Consider the following 16646-nt stretch of genomic DNA (forward strand, 5'->3'; position numbering starts at 1 on the left):
TAATCCTATTTAAAGCGGTTTTTTAAACTTCAGCGTCATGCGGTCACTTTCACCAATCGCTTTATATTTTGCAGCGTCTTGTTCGTCAAGCGCTAAGCGTGGTGGCAATGTCCATACCCCTTTAGGGTGATCTGCTGTGTCGAGTGGGTTTGCATTAATGTCACTAGTTGCTACCAGTTCAAAGCCTGCTTGTTTTGCAATATCAATCACATAGCTTTGTTTCATATAACCTGAAGATTTCTGATCGTCATCACTACGAGATTCAGGAAGGCGATGTTCAACAACGCCTAGTGTGCCACCAGGTTTAAGTGCTTTATAAAATGCTTTAAATGCACTTAAGGTGCCTTCTTTCTCTTTACCCATGTACCAGTTGTGTACATTTCTAAATGTGAGTACTAAGTCAGCACTGCCGGCTGGGGCAATATCAAGGTGAGTAATGGGAGCAAATTCAGTGAGTTTCACTTCACTAAAACGTGCATCATCGCTCATCTTTTTCTTAAAACCCGCTAATGAACGTTGATAATAACCGACTTCTGAATCAGCTGGGAAATGTGCCGCGTAATAGACGCCATGACCTTTTACAGCCGGCGCTAAGATTTCGCTGTACCAACCACCACCAGGGGCAATTTCTACCACTGTCATTGTCGGTTTGAAACCAAAGAATTCAAGGGTTTCAATAGGGTGGCGATATGTATCGCGCGCGCTGTTTTTAGCGTCACGTTCACTTGATTGTACAGCACTTGTAAGCGCTGATTCATGGTTGTGACTGAGTGCGTGTGCAGATGCAAGTGCTAGGCTTGCAACAAGTAGCGATTTTACGGCAAATTTCATCATCTATTCCTTCATTTTTAGGGTTATTAATAATCAGAATACGTGAATTAGTAGCAAACAAAAAGGGTTAAACAATTTGCTTAACCCTTTATGTGATTAGTGGCGGAAATGGCGCATACCAGTAAATACCATTGCCATACCCGCTTCATCAGCTGCCGCGATAACTTCTTCATCGCGCATTGAACCACCAGGTTGAATAACCGCTGTGATACCAGCGTCGCGAGCTGCATCAATACCGTCACGGAACGGGAAGAATGCATCAGATGCCATTACAGAGCCTTTTACTTCAAGGTTTTCATCAGCTGCTTTAATTCCTGCAATTTTCGCTGAGTAAACACGGCTCATTTGGCCGGCGCCTACACCAATAGTCATACCGTCACGAGCGTAAACAATTGCGTTTGACTTAACGAATTTTGCAACCTTCCAGCAGAATAATAAGTCTTTTAATTCTTGCTCAGTAGGCTGACGCTTAGTAACAACTTTAAGGTCACCTTGGGTTACCATACCTAAATCACGGTCTTGAACTAAGATACCACCATTAACACGTTTGATATCGTGACCTGTTGTCTTGGCAGACCATTCACCGCATTCTAATAAACGTACGTTTTGTTTAGCTGAAACGATCTGTGCTGCGGCTTCTGATACTTTAGGAGCAATGATAACTTCTACGAATTGACGAGAAACAATCGCTTCGGCTGTGTCTGCATCTAGCTCTTTATTAAAAGCAATGATGCCACCAAATGCTGATGTAGGGTCAGTTTTGAATGCACGGTCGTAAGCTTCAAGAATATTTTCACCGATAGACACACCACATGGGTTCGCATGTTTTACGATAACACAGGCGGGTACGTCGAATTCTTTAACACACTCTAATGCAGCATCCGTATCTGCGATGTTATTGAATGATAATGCTTTGCCTTGAAGTTGTACTGCAGTTGCAACAGATGCCTCTGCAACGTCATTTTCAACATAGAAAGCAGCATCTTGGTGTGAATTTTCACCGTAGCGCATGTCTTGCTTTTTAGTGAATTGCATGTTGATTGTACGAGGGAATTTAGTCTCTTCAGCAGCTTCCTCTGTATAATCAGGAACCATTTTGCCGAAGTAGTTTGCAATCATACCATCGTATTGTGCTGTGTGCTCATACGCAGCAATCGCTAGGTCAAAACGTGTTTTATACGTTGTTGAGCCATTGTTGCTTTGCATTTCGCTGATTACACGGTCATAGTCTTTCGCATTAACAACGATAGTCACGTCTTTGTGGTTTTTCGCTGCAGCACGCACCATTGTTGGACCGCCGATATCAATGTTTTCAATTGCATCTTCAAGGCTGCAGTCTTCTTTCGCAACTGTATTTGCGAAGGGGTATAAGTTAACTACAACGATATCGATAGCAGAGATATTGTTCTCGCTCATTACATCTTCATCTTGGCCGCGACGCGCAAGAATGCCGCCATGAATTTTTGGATGAAGTGTTTTTACGCGACCATCCATGATCTCAGGGTGACCAGTATGGTCAGATACTTCAGTGACTTTAATGCCATTATCAGCAAGTAATTTGCAAGTACCGCCTGTTGATAAAATATCTACGCCTTGAGCTTCAAGAGCGCGAGCAAATTCAACGATACCGGTTTTATCTGACACACTTAATAGTGCGCGACGAATTGGACGATGTGTATCCATTGTAGTTTTGATTACCTCAATGTTTGAGCTAGCTTAGAAAGGCGGTATTTTAACTGAATATTGCTGAGAAAACGATGTTTTAAGCGTGAGGAATTTGCATAGTTTTTAACGGTTATAAAAAAAGCACCCTAAGGTGCTTTTTTGTCGAGTATGCAGTGACCCACATACTCGCGTTGTATTGGATTGGTAACCTATTAAAACGACAGGGCGCTAGAATGATTACGATTTCAATATAACGGTATTAGTTCATGCCATATTTTTTAAGCTTCTTACGTAAAGTACCACGGTTGATACCTAGTAAGATTGCTGCACGAGTTTGGTTACCACGCGTGTACGTCATTACTTCTTCAAGTAATGGTGCTTCTAGCTCAGAAAGAACAAGGTCGTATACGTCTTGTACGTCTTGACCATTAAGTTGCTTCAAGTAGTGATGAACCGCTTTTTTCACTGCATCACGCAACGGCTGTGGTTTCTCGTGTGACTGTACATGAGGGTTTGTGATAAATGGAGAAGTCACGTTTTGTTCGAACATCGTTATATGTCTCTTTCTTTCTTAGTTAGCTGCTAGTGTTTTAAAGTATTGCTCTAATGCGTCGACTTGTGCCTGTGGGTTATCTAACGCATTAAATACTCGCCTAAACTGACCGTCACTGTCATGGGTTTGCAAATACCAAGATACATGCTTACGAGCGATACGCGCTCCCATTGGCTCACCGTAAAACTGATGAAGGTTTGCTAAGTGCTCCATCAAAATGCTACGCACCTCTGCAATTTCAGGTGCTGGCAAATGTTCTCCAGTTCGCAAATAGTGGTCTATCTCCCTAAATATCCAAGGGCGACCTTGGGCGGCTCGACCAATCATAATGGCATCTGCACCCGTATAATCCAAAACCTGTTTTGCTTTTTCTGGTGATGTAATATCACCATTGGCAACGACAGGGATCGACACTGAACGTTTAATATCCCTAATCGTGGCGTACTCTGCTTCACCTTTGTACATACATGCGCGCGTACGCCCATGTACAGCCAAAGAAGCAATGCCATAACGTTCAGCTATTTTCGCAATCTCGACACCATTACGGTTATCCTGATCCCATCCAGTACGGATTTTTAAGGTGACAGGGACATCGACAGCATTAACAACTGCATCGAGTATCTCTTCCACTAATTCAGGAAACTGTAATAAGGCTGAGCCTGCGAGTTTCTTATTCACTTTTTTAGCTGGGCACCCCATATTAATATCTATGATCTGTGCACCGTTGCTAACATTGAATTGTGCTGCCTGTGCCATAAGCTCAGGATCGGCTCCGGCAATCTGCACCGAGCGAATACCCGATTCACCGCTGTGATCCATACGGTTCATCGACTTTTCGGTTTTCCACACTTTTGGGTTTGACGAGAGCATTTCAGATACCGCAAGCCCCGCACCTAAGCGACGGCAAAGTTGTCTAAATGGTCTGTCTGTAATGCCTGCCATTGGCGCGACAATTACGTTGTTCTCAAGTTGGTATGAACCGATACGCACTGTTATTCAATAGGCCTCTTTTCAAGGGGCGCTAAGTTTACGGCTTTTTTTGCAAAAATCAAAGGCTATAAATTGAACAAAAGTGACTTTTTTTTGCCTATTTTGTATTGACTTTTGATAACAGTTTGACGGGCGGGTTGATTTGTTTGTTATTTAACCAGAAAAAAATTCGCGTGAAAATAGATAACAAATTGAAGAGTGTAAAAATAAGGTAAAGCCTGTTAAATACTGGCTTTACCTATTAAATGTTCAGATGTGTATTATGACTTTTTGGTACCACTAACACGTGTCCATTCACCTTCAACAGCAATCTCGTCAAGTGCTAAAAACGGTGCGTAAACATCGGCAACAGATTGTGCTTGTTCCTCTAAAATACCCGACATAGCAATTTTACCGTTGGGCTTTAATAGTCCCAAAATGACTTCATGAAGCTCTTTAAGAGGTTGTGCTAAGATATTCGCAACAACCACATCAGCACTAAAATCAGGTTGATCTTCAGGTAAATACACTTCGAGCTTGTCTGCAACACCATTGCGCTCAGCATTATCGCGACTGGCCTCAATTGCTTGAGGATCAATATCGATGCCGATCATACGTTCAGCACCTAATTTGATCGCTGCAATTCCTAAAATACCTGAGCCACACCCGAAGTCGACGACCGTTTTTCCGGTTAAATCTTGGCTTTCTAGCCACTTTAAGCATAGCGCTGTCGTTGCATGTGTGCCCGTGCCAAAAGCAAGACCAGGATCAAGCAATACATTGACTGCATCCGGTTCTGGAATATCACGCCAGCTTGGACAAATCCATAAGCGCTCACCGAACTTAATCGGGTGGAAGTTATCCATCCACTCACGTTCCCAGTCTTTGTCTTCAAGTTGCTCAATTTTGTATACGAGTTTGTCAGCGAGCGTCGGTTCAGCCTTAAGTACGGCTACGACGCTGTCCATATCATGATTAGCATCGTATAAACCAATCACCGTGGTATCAGCCCACAGTTGTACTGTACCAAGTTTTGGTTCATAAATAGGGGTGTCTTTCGCATCAACATAAGTAACCGATGCGCTGCCAGTGTCCATAAGTAAGTCGCTGATCATCTCGGCATTATCAGCGTTTGCATTTATGCGAATTTGGATCCAAGCCATGGTCGTCTCTCAAATAGAAAAAAGGCCGCAACAGCGGCCTTTTAGTTAATATATTAATAATGCTATTTATTTAGCATCTAAGAAGCTTTTTAGTAAGTCTGAGCGAGAAGGGTGACGTAATTTACGTAACGCTTTCGCTTCAATTTGACGAATACGTTCACGTGTTACGTCAAATTGTTTACCTACTTCTTCTAAAGTATGGTCGGTGTTCATGTCGATACCGAAACGCATACGCAGTACTTTAGCTTCACGTGCTGTTAGACCTGCTAATACGTCATTGGTTGCGCCTCGAAGAGATTCCATTGTTGCAGAATCAATTGGCGAATCAATGGTTGTATCTTCAATGAAGTCACCTAAGTGCGAATCTTCATCATCACCGATAGGAGTTTCCATCGAAATTGGCTCTTTAGCGATTTTAAGTACCTTACGAATTTTATCTTCAGGCATTAACATACGCTCAGCTAACTCTTCTGGGCTCGGCTCACGGCCCATCTCTTGTAACATTTGACGAGAGATACGATTTAACTTGTTGATCGTCTCAATCATGTGCACAGGAATACGGATGGTACGCGCTTGGTCAGCAATTGAACGCGTAATTGCTTGACGGATCCACCATGTTGCATAAGTAGAGAACTTATAACCACGGCGATATTCGAACTTATCAACCGCTTTCATTAGACCAATGTTACCCTCTTGGATAAGGTCTAAGAATTGTAAACCACGGTTGGTGTATTTTTTCGCAATTGAAATTACAAGACGTAAGTTGGCTTCAACCATTTCTTTCTTTGCACGGCGCGCTTTAGCTTCACCAATGCTCATTCGACGGTTGATATCTTTAATACGCTCAATGCTTAAGCCAGTGCTTTCTTCAATTGCAGATAACTTGCTAATACAACGAATTATTTCTGGTTTTACTTCTTCAAGTGCTACTGAGTACTTCTCGTTTGCAGCAATTTCAAGATCAATCCAAGCAGTGTCTGTTTCGTTGTTAGCGAAGTGCTTCACAAAGTTTTTCTTTGGTAGCTTCGCAATTTGTACAGCTTGCTTCATGATAAGACGTTCTTGTACACGAACGCGATCCATCATTTCACGCATGTTGTTTACCATGCGATCAAACTGTTTAGGAACTAGTTTAAATGTTTTAAACAGTTCACCGATTTCAAAAATAGCAGCTTGTGAATCAGGGTGTGAGCGGCCTTTTGCTTCGAATGTATCGCGTGCTTTATTGTAAAGCTCACGCAAATGTTCGAAGTGGACACGTGCTTCTTCAGGATCTGGACCTGTGTCACCATCTGCATCATCATCGCTGTCATCATCGTCGTCGTCGTCGTCATCGTCGTCTTCGTCGTCGAGCTGCTCTTCATTTAGATCTGAACCGATGTGAGTCGCAGAAATTTGTGATTCGTCTTCATTATTAGGATCAAAGAAACCAGAAATAATGTCGCTTAAGCGCATTTCTTCTGCTTCAAACTTGTCCCATTGCTCGAGTAGATATGTAATTGCTTCAGGGTATTCAGCAACAGAAATCTGAACTTGGTTGATACCTTCTTCAATACGCTTGGCGATAACAATTTCGCCTTCACGCGTAAGTAGCTCAACAGTACCCATTTCGCGCATGTACATACGCACAGGGTCAGTCGTTCGACCGATCTCTTTTTCTACAGTCGCAAGTGCAGCGGCCGCGGCTTCTGCTGCGTCTTCGTCTGTCGTTGTTTCTTGCATCATTAATTCATCGGCATCAGGCGCGTTTTCACTTACCTTGATACCCATATCATTAATCATGCTAATGATATCTTCTACCTGATCTGAGTCGATAATGTCTTGTGGAAGGTGATCATTAACTTCTGCAAAAGTTAAATAACCTTGCTCTTTACCTTTTTGAATCAGAAGCTTTAATTGTGACTGAGGAGTTGGATCCATAGAGATTTTTTCTTCCACTCTGAAAGTTGATACAACAGGCGCCAGCTCGCTTAAAAAATAAGCGACACGAAAACTAACTAGACGCAGTGAATAGCACAGTATAACAGCTTTATTCAATTCTGACTAGCTGTTGCTGCCTTTTAACGCTTGCGTCAGTAAGTGGCATTCTAGCCGTTCTTCGCTGCTTAAGCCTTGGGTCTTGTCTTTTATTAATAGGGTCTCTAGTCGATAATTTAAACACTGGTCTTCAATAAATTTAAAAGTATTTTTGAAAACTGTCTCTAAACGATCGTCATTTATTTGATGCTGCCAAGTTGCTAATTTCACTAATGCATCATATTCAGCGCTATCTCGGAACGATTCTAAGATTTGCGCGGTTGTAATACCATGTCGTTCACGTGCTAAATGCTGTATCCGTAAAAATAGCTCAATGCCGGCAATTTTCATTTCAGCAAGTTCAGGCATGTAAGCGATGCTCGTTGCTAGATTCGGATGCTGCAATAAAATACCTATAGCTTGACGCATCGGCGTTATTTTAAATTTACGCTCAATTGCATGTTGCTGCTTCGGGGTTTTAACCCGATTACTCAATTGCTCTCGTGTACGACCAATTAATCGGCCTAAATGTTCCAGTATATTTTCTTGGTAAAATTCACTCGGTATTTTTTCGATTAAAGGTAAGGCATCACTGAGTAACTTTGCTTTGCCAGCGTCTTTCGTTAGGTCAATCTCTTGGCTTAGCTTGCTGAACAACACTTTGCTGAAATCATCGGCCTCTGCTAGGCGTGCTTCGAATGCCTCTTTTCCTTCTTTTTGTACCAATGAGTCGGGGTCTTCACCGTCAGGTAAAAAGACAAATTGAAGTGATTTGCCATCAGCTAGATAAGGTAGGGCATTTTCGAGTGCGCGCCATGCTGCATCACGACCCGCTCTGTCACCATCATAGCAGCATATCACTTTATCAGTGGTTCTAAACAAGGTGTGCATGTGCTCAGCTGTGGTTGCTGTGCCAAGTGCTGCTACAGCGTATTCAATGCCTTGCTCTGCTAAGGCAACCACATCCATATACCCTTCAACAATTAAAATATGTTCAAGTTTCTTATGTGCTTGTTTAGCTTCGTATAGACCATAAAGCTCAAAACCTTTGTGGAAAATACGTGTCTCAGGAGAGTTAAGGTATTTTGGACCTTGATCGGCTTGCATCACGCGACCACCAAAGGCAATAACCCGGCCTCGCTTATCACGAATAGGAAACATGAGCCGATCACGAAAAAAGTCAAATTGGCGACCCGGCGACTTTTCAGACGCGAGTTTTAGCTCAATTAATTGCTCTTTTTGCTCTTTATTTCGGCCTAATTGCTGGCACAGTGCTTCCCATTCACTTGGCGCATAACCAATCATGAACTTTTTAGCGGTTTCACCGCTTAGGCCACGGCCTTTTATGTAATCAATTACCGCTTTTGAGTTGCTATGGTGTTTTAATTGGTGCTGATAAAAACGGGCGGCATGAAGCATTAAATCGTAATCGGAACGTTTTTGCTCAGCGGTACGCTGTGGACCTGAACTAGTGCCTTGCTCACGTGGTACGTCTAAATTTAGAATACTAGCCAGCTCTTCAATAGCATCAACAAACTCTAATTTGTCGTATTCCATGACAAACGAAATGGCATTACCATTCGCTCCGCAACCAAAGCAGTGGTAAAACTGTTTATCTTGAGAAACAGTAAATGACGGGGTTTTTTCGTTGTGAAAAGGGCAACATGCTTGGTAGTCTTTCCCGGCTTTTTTTAGGCCAACTTTTGAATCAATTAGCTCAACAATATCAGTTCGAGCGAGCAAATCATCAATAAATTGTCGAGGGATTTTTCCGGCCATAGCTGTTGTTTTTCCTGCGCTATTTTTGCGTTCTAAAGTGAGATTTGAACACAATTACTCTCTTTATGAAAGACTAAAAACAAGAAACCGAGCACTAGGCTCGGTTTGCTTGAATCATACGTCTGTATGTGGGGGTTAGGCAGTTAATCGTTGCTTGATTAAGCCAGAAATCTTACCTAAATCGGCACGACCTTCGGCTTTGCTTTTGATTACTCCCATTACCTTACCCATGTCTTGCATACCTGCTGCGTTTGTATCAGCAATAGCCGAGTCAATAAGAGCAATGATTTCTTCTTCACTCAATTGTTGAGGTAAGAATTCTTCAAGAGCTTTAATCTCATTGGCTTCAATTTCTGCTAAATCTTCACGACCCGCATCAATATACTGGGTGTAAGAGTCGCGACGTTGTTTTACAAGCTTCACTAAAACAGCGGTAATTCCGTCGTCGTCTAGCGTGATTTGCTCGTCAATTTCACGTTGCTTGATTGCAGCAAGCACCATGCGGATTGGCTTAAGACGGTCTTTGTCTTTTGCTCTCATCGCATCTTTTTGCGCATCTTTTAGCGTTAATAAAAGGCTCATTTATACAAGACCAAATACTGATTAGTATAATTTAACGCGACGTGCGTTATCGCGAGAAAGCTTCTTCATGTGACGCTTTACTGCAGCAGCTTTTTTACGCTTACGCTCAGCTGTTGGCTTTTCATAGTGCTCGCGACGACGAACTTCTGAAAGGATACCTGCTTTTTCACATGAACGCTTGAAGCGACGAAGTGCTACGTCAAACGGTTCGTTCTCTCTTACTTTAATTACTGGCATTAAAAATTCACCTACCTAAATAATGAGCGTTGCTCAAGTTGATCGAATAACGATCAAGTGGTTCAAAAATGGTGCGGTATTGTAATCCGAAGCAACACCACATGTAAAGAATAATATTAACAGAAACTGAGGCGGCTAAACAGTATTAATTTGGCTCTCGTTGATACAAACGACAAATTACCTGCCCTGCAGATTTCTCCTTTAAAAGCAGCCAGTTATCTGGGGGAGTGAAGCTGGTTAGCTCACTTTCAACTTCCACATAAATCAACGCTTGCTCAGTTAACCATTGATTTGATTCGAGTAATAAACAACTTTTTTCAGCTAAATTTTGTCGGAATGGCGGATCAACAAAAACAAGATCAAACTGCTCATCTAGCGAATTATTTGCCAATAATGCGAGGCTATCGCCCTGTTTAATTGTGGCATTTTCAAGTTTGAGGGTGCTTATATTTTGTATAAGTTGAGATGCAGCACTTTTATCAAGCTCAAAAAATACAGCACGTTTAGCAAAGCGTGACAACGCTTCGAATCCTAACCCGCCAGAACCTGCGAAGCAGTCAAGGACCGCTGCATCACGCGTATCTTGCATTAACCAGTTAAACACGGTTTCCTTAATGCGATCAGTCGTTGGACGTAAACCTTGTACATCTTTAACAGGAAGTTTTCTGCCACGAAATTGTCCGCTAATAATACGGATAAAGCCATTTGCTGATTTATTATTGCTAGCGTTTACTTGGCGGTTAGCTGTTGATTTTTTTCTCATTTAACTCACTAATTATTGGTAACTGACCCCCAGCTCAGATAATATTGCAAGCAATAGCTGGTGTGTCATTTTTCTACTGCGCTAAAAATGGTAGTATTGCGACCTTAGCGATAGATGGTACCCGTTTCGGTTTGGCTGAGCATAGCTGAACTATCACCAAACTATTATTCATGTAAGTTTATCAGATTTTTATAAGTGGTTATTAGCAAGTATGGCAAAAAAAAGTAAATTCTTGTCTTGGTTTGGTTTTGGCAAATCAGAAAAACAACAAGCAGAGCAAACAGCAAATGAGGCTGATAACCAAAAGCAATTAGAAGAACAACAGCGTATTGAAGCTGAAAAAGCGCAAGCGGCGAGCTTAGAGCAGGAACGTATTGCAGCAGAAAAAGCTGAAGCTGAACGTATCGCAGCAGAACAGCAAGCAGCAGAGCAACGTCGTCAAGAACAACAAGCGCGTCTTGCAGAGCAAGAAGCGGCCATGAAGTTAGAACAAGAACGTATTGCAGCGGAACAGGCGCAGCGTGAAGCAGATCAAATTGCAGCAGAGAAGGCACAAGCTGAACGTGTAGAACAAGAACGTATTGCAGCAGAAAAAGCAGAAGCGATGCGCATAGAGCAGGAACGCGCTGCGGCAGAAAAAGCTGAAACTGAACGTATCGCTGCAGAACAGCAAGCAGCAGAGCAACGTCGTCAAGAACAACAAGCGCGTTTTGCAGAGCAAGAAGCGGCCATGAAGTTAGAGCAAGAGCGTATTGCAGCTGAACAGGCGCAGCGTGAAGCAGAGCAAATTGCAGCACAAAAAGCAGAAGCCGAACGTGTAGAACAAGCACGCGTTGCAGCAGAAAAAGCAGAAGCCGAACGTGTAGAACAAGCACGCGTTGCAGCAGAAAAAGCAGAGGCCGAACGTGTAGAGCAAGCACGTGTTGCAGCCGAGAAAGCTGAAGCCGAACGTGTAGAACAAGAACGCATTGCAGCAGAAAAGGCTGAAGCTGAACGTTTAGAACAAGCACGTATTGCAGCAGAAAAAGCTGAAGCTGAACGTGTAGAACAAGCACGTATTGCAGCAGAAAAAGCAGAAGCTGAACGTGTAGAACAAGCACGCATTGCAGCCGAAAAAGCTGAAGCTGAACGTGTAGAACAAGCACGCATTGCAGCAGAAAAAGCTGAAGCTGAACGTTTAGAGCAAGAGCGTATTGCAGCAGAAAAAGCTGAAGCTGAACGTTTAGAACAGGAACGTATTGCAGCAGAAAAAGCAGAAGCTGAGCGTATAGAACAAGCTCGTATTGAAAAAGAAAAAACAGAGCAAGTTACTGATAAACCGAAAAAGGAAGGCTTTTTTGCCCGCCTTAAAAAAGGTTTATTAAAAACTCGCGTTAATATTGGCTCGGGCTTTGCCTCTATTTTTAGTGGTAAAAAAATTGATGATGAGCTATTCGAAGAGTTAGAAACACAGCTATTAACGGCTGATTTAGGTGTCGATACAACCATGAAGTTGATTGATAACCTAACAGATGCAGCCGATCGAAAACAACTTAAAGATGGCGATGCACTTTACGAGCTAATGAAGCAAGAAATGGCCGCAATGTTAAAGACAGCTGAGCAGCCATTAACTGTGCCAGAAAATAAAAAACCATTTGTTATTTTAATGGTGGGTGTAAATGGGGTGGGTAAAACCACGACCATTGGTAAGCTTGCTAAGCAATTCCAAAATGAAGGTAAATCAGTCATGCTGGCTGCGGGGGATACTTTCCGTGCCGCCGCGGTTGAGCAATTACAAGTGTGGGGCGAGCGTAACAGTATACCTGTTATTGCACAGCATACTGGTGCAGACAGTGCATCGGTTGTGTTTGATGCCTTTCAAGCGGCGAAAGCACGTAATGTAGACGTATTAATCGCGGATACAGCAGGGCGCTTGCAAAATAAAGATAACCTCATGCAAGAGCTTGAAAAAATAGCGCGTGTAATGAAGAAAATAGACCCAGATGCGCCGCATGAAGTCATGCTAACAATTGATGCGGGCACGGGGCAGAATGCCATTAGCCAAGTAAAACTATTTAATGAATGTGTTGGCTTAACGGGTATTACCTTGTCTAAACTGGATGGGACAGCAAAAGGGGGGGTTATCTTTGCTGTGGCAGATAAGTTTAATATTCCAATTCGTTACATAGGCGTTGGCGAGGGAATCGACGACCTGCGTACTTTTAATAGTAATGACTTCATTGATGCGTTGTTTAGCCAAGATGAGGACGACGTATAATTCATAAAAAAGGGAGCATGCTCCCTTTTCAGCTGCAAGATGATTGATAACTAAAATGATAAATTTTCAGCAAGTCAGTAAAACATACCCCGGCGGTCACCGTGCGCTGGAAAAAGTCAGTTTTCATATTGAGTCAGGCGAGTTGGCTTTTTTAACTGGGCATAGTGGCGCAGGTAAAAGTACATTATTAAAGCTGATTAGTTTGATGGAACGTCCATCGGCTGGCAAAGTACTAATTAATGATATTGATTTAAATGCTGTTAAGTCTCGTCAAATTCCTTATGTACGCCGTGATATAGGGATTATTTTTCAAAACCATCGTTTGTTAGAACGCTATTCGGTATTTGATAATGTCGCTTTGCCGTTGATTATTGAAGGCACACACCATAAACAAATTGCAAAGCGTGTGCATGGTGCGCTTGATAAAGTGGGCTTACTTGATAAAGCCAAATGTAACCCTGCGACTTTATCTGGAGGCGAGCAACAACGCGTGGGAATTGCGAGGGCTATCGTAAATTCACCGCCTATTTTGTTAGCTGATGAACCGACCGGTAATTTAGACCCCGAACTTTCAATGGATATTTTACGCTTATTCGAAGACTTTAATAATCATGGTACGACGGTGTTAATTGCCACCCATGATATTGGTTTAATTGCACGGATGCGCTATCGCAGCCTAACCCTTAAAGATGGACGTATGATCCAGGATCCATTAGCTGAGGGAGCGCTATGAGCCTATTATTTAAAAGTAGAGCCAGTCACAATGATCGTCAGCAGAAATCAATTCTAGCGGCGCCGTATTTCTTTTTTATTAACTTAATCCGTCAAGGTGTGCATAGCTTAGGTGAAATGTGGCGCACGCCACTTGCCTCCTTGATGACTATTGCGGTATTAGGGCTAAGCTTAACGTTACCAGCGACCTTGTATTTAGTCGTGAAAAATGTGTCTCAGGTAAGCAGCGGGTTTGAAGATGCCGCTGAAATTTCGTTGTTTGTTAAAGAGTCTATGACAGAGCAACAAACACAAACATTAGTCAAACGTTTAGCGCTTTACCCTGAAATCGATAAGGTTGAGTTTATTTCTAAAGCAGATGCGCTTGTTGAATTTAAGCAGGTGTCAGGATTTGGACAAGCATTAGAATACTTAGATGCGAATCCACTGCCCGATGTTGTTATTGTGACACCGACGGCACGGTATCGTCAGCCAAATGCTGCTGAACAGTTACTCAAAAAACTTGAAGATGAGCGTGAAGTTGATTTTGGTAAACTGGATATTGCATGGCTTGAGCGCTTAAACGCACTGTTAAGCTTATTAAAAGAGAGCGTCATTACCATTGCTTTACTATTATTAACCTCGGTGACTTTGATCATTGGAAACACGATTCGTTTATCTATCATGGATAAAAAGGAAGAGATCCAAGTTATGAAGTTAGTGGGGGCAACCAATGCATTTATACATGCGCCATTTTTATGGACGGGTATTTGGTATGGCATTATCGGTGGACTATTTTCATTTATTTGTGTTGCTTTGATGATGTGGTGGCTAGGTGCAGCGGTGAGCGAAGTCGCGGGAGTTTATGGCAGCCGTTTTAATTTAATCGGTTTGACGTTATCTGAATTTGCCATTTTAGTTGCACTTGCAACGGGGCTTGGTTTTGTCGGCTCGTATTTGTCTGTAAATAGATATATAAAAGAAATAGAACCCGATAAAGTATAACAATAAAGTGTAACAATTCGTTGTTACACTGCTTTATTAGCACTAAATAAAAGCAGTAATAAATTTATCGCTCTTTCAATTAAAGCTAGAATTCACCGCATATTCAGCGTGTTAGCGTAGACTAAAAATAGATACAAAAACCACTTGATTTGAGCTTTAAAAAAGTTTTTAATTGAAGTTAGCACTCTCGCTTAAAGAGTGCTAAGATGGTTTCAAATGTTTATCACTGAGGTGAAAAATGAGTAAAGATTTATACGCAATGGCACTTACTGCAGGTCAACAAAGCGCGAGTATGGACGGCTATCTTCAAGCTGTCAGTACGATTCCAATGCTTGATGCCGAGCATGAAAAGCAGTTAGCGACACGTCTTCAGGAAGAAGGTGATCTTGATGCTGCGAAGCAACTCATTATGTCGCACCTTCGTTTTGTAGCTCACATTGCAAAAAGCTATTCAGGGTATGGTTTACCGCAAGCTGATTTAATTCAGGAAGGTAACATCGGTCTAATGAAGGCTGTAAAACGCTTTGACCCGAGCGTCGGCGTACGCTTAGTTTCATTCGCTGTACATTGGATTAAAGCGGAAATTCATGAATACGTACTAAAAAACTGGCGTATCGTGAAAGTTGCAACGACAAAAGCGCAACGTAAACTATTCTTCAATCTACGTAAAAACAAAAAACGTTTAGGTTGGTTTAACCAAGCCGAGGTTAGCACTGTTGCTAACGAGCTAGGGGTTAGTGAAAAAGAAGTACGTGAGATGGAATCGCGTATGAGTGGCCAAGATATGGGCTTTGATTTAACTGGTGACGACAATGACGATGCACCTACAAGCACCTACTCGCCAGTACAATATTTAACTGATGGCAGTGCTGACCTTGCTGACGATATTGAAGAGCAGCAATGGCAAGAACAGTCGCATGCACGTTTATTTAGTGCATTAAAAACGCTTGATGAACGCTCGCAAGATATCGTAAGTGCTCGTTGGTTAGCTGATGATAAAGCAACACTGCAAGAGCTTGCTGAAAAGTATAACGTGTCAGCAGAGCGTGTTCGCCAGCTAGAAAAAACAGCGATGAAAAAACTGCAAACAGCCATGAGCTAATGGAGTCACGAGCTAATTAAGAGCTCGGACTTCAGAGTTATCTCTACTATAAAGCCTCGCAAATGCGGGGTTTTCTGTTTTAAGGATACAGTATGCCAGATACTGATTACCAACACGTACTTAATGAAATTACCAAAGAAGTTCAGCCATTATTGAGTCAAGGCAAAGTGGCAGACTACATTCCTGCACTTGCGGATGTTGAACCAAACCAATTTGCAATTGCTATTCATACTGTCGATGGTCACACTTTTTGCGCTGGTGATTGCCGTGCTCGCTTTACCATTCAGTCTGTGTCTAAAGTGATGACATTAACGCTTGCACTGCAGCGTTATGGTGATGAACTTTGGCAACGCGTGGGCAAAGAGCCTTCTGGTACTGCATTTAACTCGCTCACTCAGCTAGAGTTTGAGCAGGGTATTCCCCGAAACCCGTTTATTAATGCTGGAGCCATCGTGACTTGCGATGCCTTATACAGCCGACTTTCAGCGCCAATGCACTCGATGCTTGAATCTTTTCGTCAACTGTCAGGCAATCCATCGGTTGTGATAGATAAAAAAGTTGCTAATTCAGAGTATGAGTTTCGTCATCGTAATGCCGCTATGGCACACTTAATGAAATCATTTGGTAATTTTAATAATGAAGTCGATGATGTTTTGTGGGCTTATTTTAATTTTTGTGCCATTGAGCTTAACTGTGTGGAGCTCGCTAAAGCGTATAATTATCTTGCAAACCAAGGTAAAGACACCCGGGGTAATAAAGTACTGAGTACAAGACAAAATAAGCAGCTTAATTCGTTGCTGTTTACCAGTGGTTTATATGATGCGGCGGGAGATTTTGGTTACCGTGTTGGGATGCCCGGAAAATCAGGGGTATCGGGCACAATATTAGCCGTTTTACCTAATCAGTTTACAGTTGCTGTGTGGGCACCACGTTTAAACTCATACGGTAACTCAGTGGCTGGGATAGCCGCCCTTGAGCGTTTATCCCAGAAACTGGATATTTCGATTTTTTAA

General features: G+C 42.4%; 15 protein-coding genes. 5 read left to right on the forward strand and 10 right to left on the reverse strand.

The window, feature by feature from the left end; translation table 11 throughout:
• Positions 1-9: 9 nt before the first annotated feature.
• From BM378_RS06340 to rsmD, 10 genes are all read right to left on the reverse strand, one after another.
• Positions 10-831 carry a class I SAM-dependent methyltransferase gene (locus BM378_RS06340; protein ID WP_065978125.1) on the reverse strand — a complete coding sequence of 274 codons (822 nt, stop codon included), beginning with the start codon at positions 829-831 and terminating at the stop codon, positions 10-12.
• Between the two features lie 96 nt (positions 832-927).
• Positions 928-2514: a bifunctional phosphoribosylaminoimidazolecarboxamide formyltransferase/IMP cyclohydrolase gene (purH, locus tag BM378_RS06345; RefSeq protein ID WP_065978124.1), complete on the reverse strand. Its 1587-nt coding sequence runs from the start codon at positions 2512-2514 to the stop codon at positions 928-930.
• A 241-nt stretch (positions 2515-2755) separates the two neighbouring features.
• Positions 2756-3046, reverse strand: coding sequence for a DNA-binding transcriptional regulator Fis (fis, locus tag BM378_RS06350; RefSeq protein WP_002957804.1), 291 nt, complete (start codon positions 3044-3046; stop codon positions 2756-2758).
• 21 nt (positions 3047-3067) lie between these two features.
• Positions 3068-4039: a tRNA dihydrouridine synthase DusB gene (gene dusB / locus BM378_RS06355; RefSeq protein WP_036971025.1), complete on the reverse strand. Its 972-nt coding sequence runs from the start codon at positions 4037-4039 to the stop codon at positions 3068-3070.
• 260 nt (positions 4040-4299) lie between these two features.
• Positions 4300-5181: a 50S ribosomal protein L11 methyltransferase gene (gene prmA, locus BM378_RS06360; RefSeq protein ID WP_036971022.1), complete on the reverse strand. Its 882-nt coding sequence runs from the start codon at positions 5179-5181 to the stop codon at positions 4300-4302.
• Positions 5182-5247: 66 nt separating this feature from the next.
• Positions 5248-7101 carry an RNA polymerase sigma factor RpoD gene (gene rpoD / locus BM378_RS06365; protein ID WP_036971019.1) on the reverse strand — a complete coding sequence of 618 codons (1854 nt, stop codon included), beginning with the start codon at positions 7099-7101 and terminating at the stop codon, positions 5248-5250.
• A 123-nt stretch (positions 7102-7224) separates the two neighbouring features.
• A complete protein-coding gene (dnaG, locus tag BM378_RS06370) occupies positions 7225-8976 on the reverse strand; it encodes a DNA primase (RefSeq protein ID WP_036971774.1) in 1752 nt (583 codons plus the stop codon).
• A 135-nt stretch (positions 8977-9111) separates the two neighbouring features.
• On the reverse strand, positions 9112-9558 hold the full coding sequence (locus tag BM378_RS06375) for a GatB/YqeY domain-containing protein (protein ID WP_036971016.1): 447 nt from the start codon (positions 9556-9558) through the stop codon (positions 9112-9114).
• Positions 9559-9579: 21 nt separating this feature from the next.
• Positions 9580-9795: a 30S ribosomal protein S21 gene (gene rpsU / locus BM378_RS06380; protein WP_002957797.1), complete on the reverse strand. Its 216-nt coding sequence runs from the start codon at positions 9793-9795 to the stop codon at positions 9580-9582.
• A 145-nt stretch (positions 9796-9940) separates the two neighbouring features.
• The gene (gene rsmD, locus BM378_RS06385; RefSeq protein WP_036971010.1) at positions 9941-10558 is read right to left on the reverse strand and encodes a 16S rRNA (guanine(966)-N(2))-methyltransferase RsmD; all 618 of its coding nucleotides are present in this window, start codon (positions 10556-10558) and stop codon (positions 9941-9943) included.
• 211 nt (positions 10559-10769) lie between these two features.
• On the opposite strand from rsmD, the gene ftsY reads away from it, so the two are divergent.
• The 5 genes from ftsY to glsB all read left to right on the forward strand — a co-directional run bounded on the left by ftsY (position 10770) and on the right by glsB (position 16646).
• Positions 10770-12815, forward strand: coding sequence for a signal recognition particle-docking protein FtsY (ftsY, locus tag BM378_RS06390; RefSeq protein ID WP_074988839.1), 2046 nt, complete (start codon positions 10770-10772; stop codon positions 12813-12815).
• Between the two features lie 55 nt (positions 12816-12870).
• Positions 12871-13548, forward strand: coding sequence for a cell division ATP-binding protein FtsE (gene ftsE, locus BM378_RS06395; RefSeq protein WP_074988840.1), 678 nt, complete (start codon positions 12871-12873; stop codon positions 13546-13548).
• The gene (gene ftsX, locus BM378_RS06400) at positions 13545-14531 is read left to right on the forward strand and encodes a permease-like cell division protein FtsX (protein ID WP_065978123.1); all 987 of its coding nucleotides are present in this window, start codon (positions 13545-13547) and stop codon (positions 14529-14531) included. Before ftsE ends, ftsX begins: the two co-directional genes overlap by 4 nt.
• Before the next feature lie 238 nt (positions 14532-14769).
• Positions 14770-15633 (forward strand): RNA polymerase sigma factor RpoH, encoded by an 864-nt coding sequence (gene rpoH / locus BM378_RS06405; RefSeq protein WP_036970997.1) that lies wholly within the window; start codon positions 14770-14772, stop codon positions 15631-15633.
• A 92-nt stretch (positions 15634-15725) separates the two neighbouring features.
• On the forward strand, positions 15726-16646 hold the full coding sequence (glsB, locus tag BM378_RS06410; RefSeq protein WP_036970994.1) for a glutaminase B: 921 nt from the start codon (positions 15726-15728) through the stop codon (positions 16644-16646).

The sequence above is a fragment of the Pseudoalteromonas lipolytica genome (assembly GCF_900116435.1).
GTDB classification, from domain to species: domain Bacteria; phylum Pseudomonadota; class Gammaproteobacteria; order Enterobacterales; family Alteromonadaceae; genus Pseudoalteromonas; species Pseudoalteromonas lipolytica.

Excerpts from the sequence above, each read along its gene's own strand:
- BM378_RS06340 (WP_065978125.1), bottom strand. The coding sequence starts at position 831 with ATGAAATTTGCCGTAAAATCGCTACTTGTTGCAAGCCTAGCACTTGCA.
- purH (WP_065978124.1), bottom strand. The coding sequence starts at position 2,514 with ATGGATACACATCGTCCAATTCGTCGCGCACTATTAAGTGTGTCAGAT.
- fis (WP_002957804.1), bottom strand. The coding sequence starts at position 3,046 with ATGTTCGAACAAAACGTGACTTCTCCATTTATCACAAACCCTCATGTA.
- prmA (WP_036971022.1), bottom strand. The coding sequence starts at position 5,181 with ATGGCTTGGATCCAAATTCGCATAAATGCAAACGCTGATAATGCCGAG.
- rpoD (WP_036971019.1), bottom strand. The coding sequence starts at position 7,101 with ATGGATCCAACTCCTCAGTCACAATTAAAGCTTCTGATTCAAAAAGGT.
- dnaG (WP_036971774.1), bottom strand. The coding sequence starts at position 8,976 with ATGGCCGGAAAAATCCCTCGACAATTTATTGATGATTTGCTCGCTCGA.
- BM378_RS06375 (WP_036971016.1), bottom strand. The coding sequence starts at position 9,558 with ATGAGCCTTTTATTAACGCTAAAAGATGCGCAAAAAGATGCGATGAGA.
- rpsU (WP_002957797.1), bottom strand. The coding sequence starts at position 9,795 with ATGCCAGTAATTAAAGTAAGAGAGAACGAACCGTTTGACGTAGCACTT.
- rsmD (WP_036971010.1), bottom strand. The coding sequence starts at position 10,558 with ATGAGAAAAAAATCAACAGCTAACCGCCAAGTAAACGCTAGCAATAAT.
- ftsY (WP_074988839.1), top strand. The coding sequence starts at position 10,770 with ATGGCAAAAAAAAGTAAATTCTTGTCTTGGTTTGGTTTTGGCAAATCA.
- ftsE (WP_074988840.1), top strand. The coding sequence starts at position 12,871 with ATGATAAATTTTCAGCAAGTCAGTAAAACATACCCCGGCGGTCACCGT.
- ftsX (WP_065978123.1), top strand. The coding sequence starts at position 13,545 with ATGAGCCTATTATTTAAAAGTAGAGCCAGTCACAATGATCGTCAGCAG.
- rpoH (WP_036970997.1), top strand. The coding sequence starts at position 14,770 with ATGAGTAAAGATTTATACGCAATGGCACTTACTGCAGGTCAACAAAGC.
- glsB (WP_036970994.1), top strand. The coding sequence starts at position 15,726 with ATGCCAGATACTGATTACCAACACGTACTTAATGAAATTACCAAAGAA.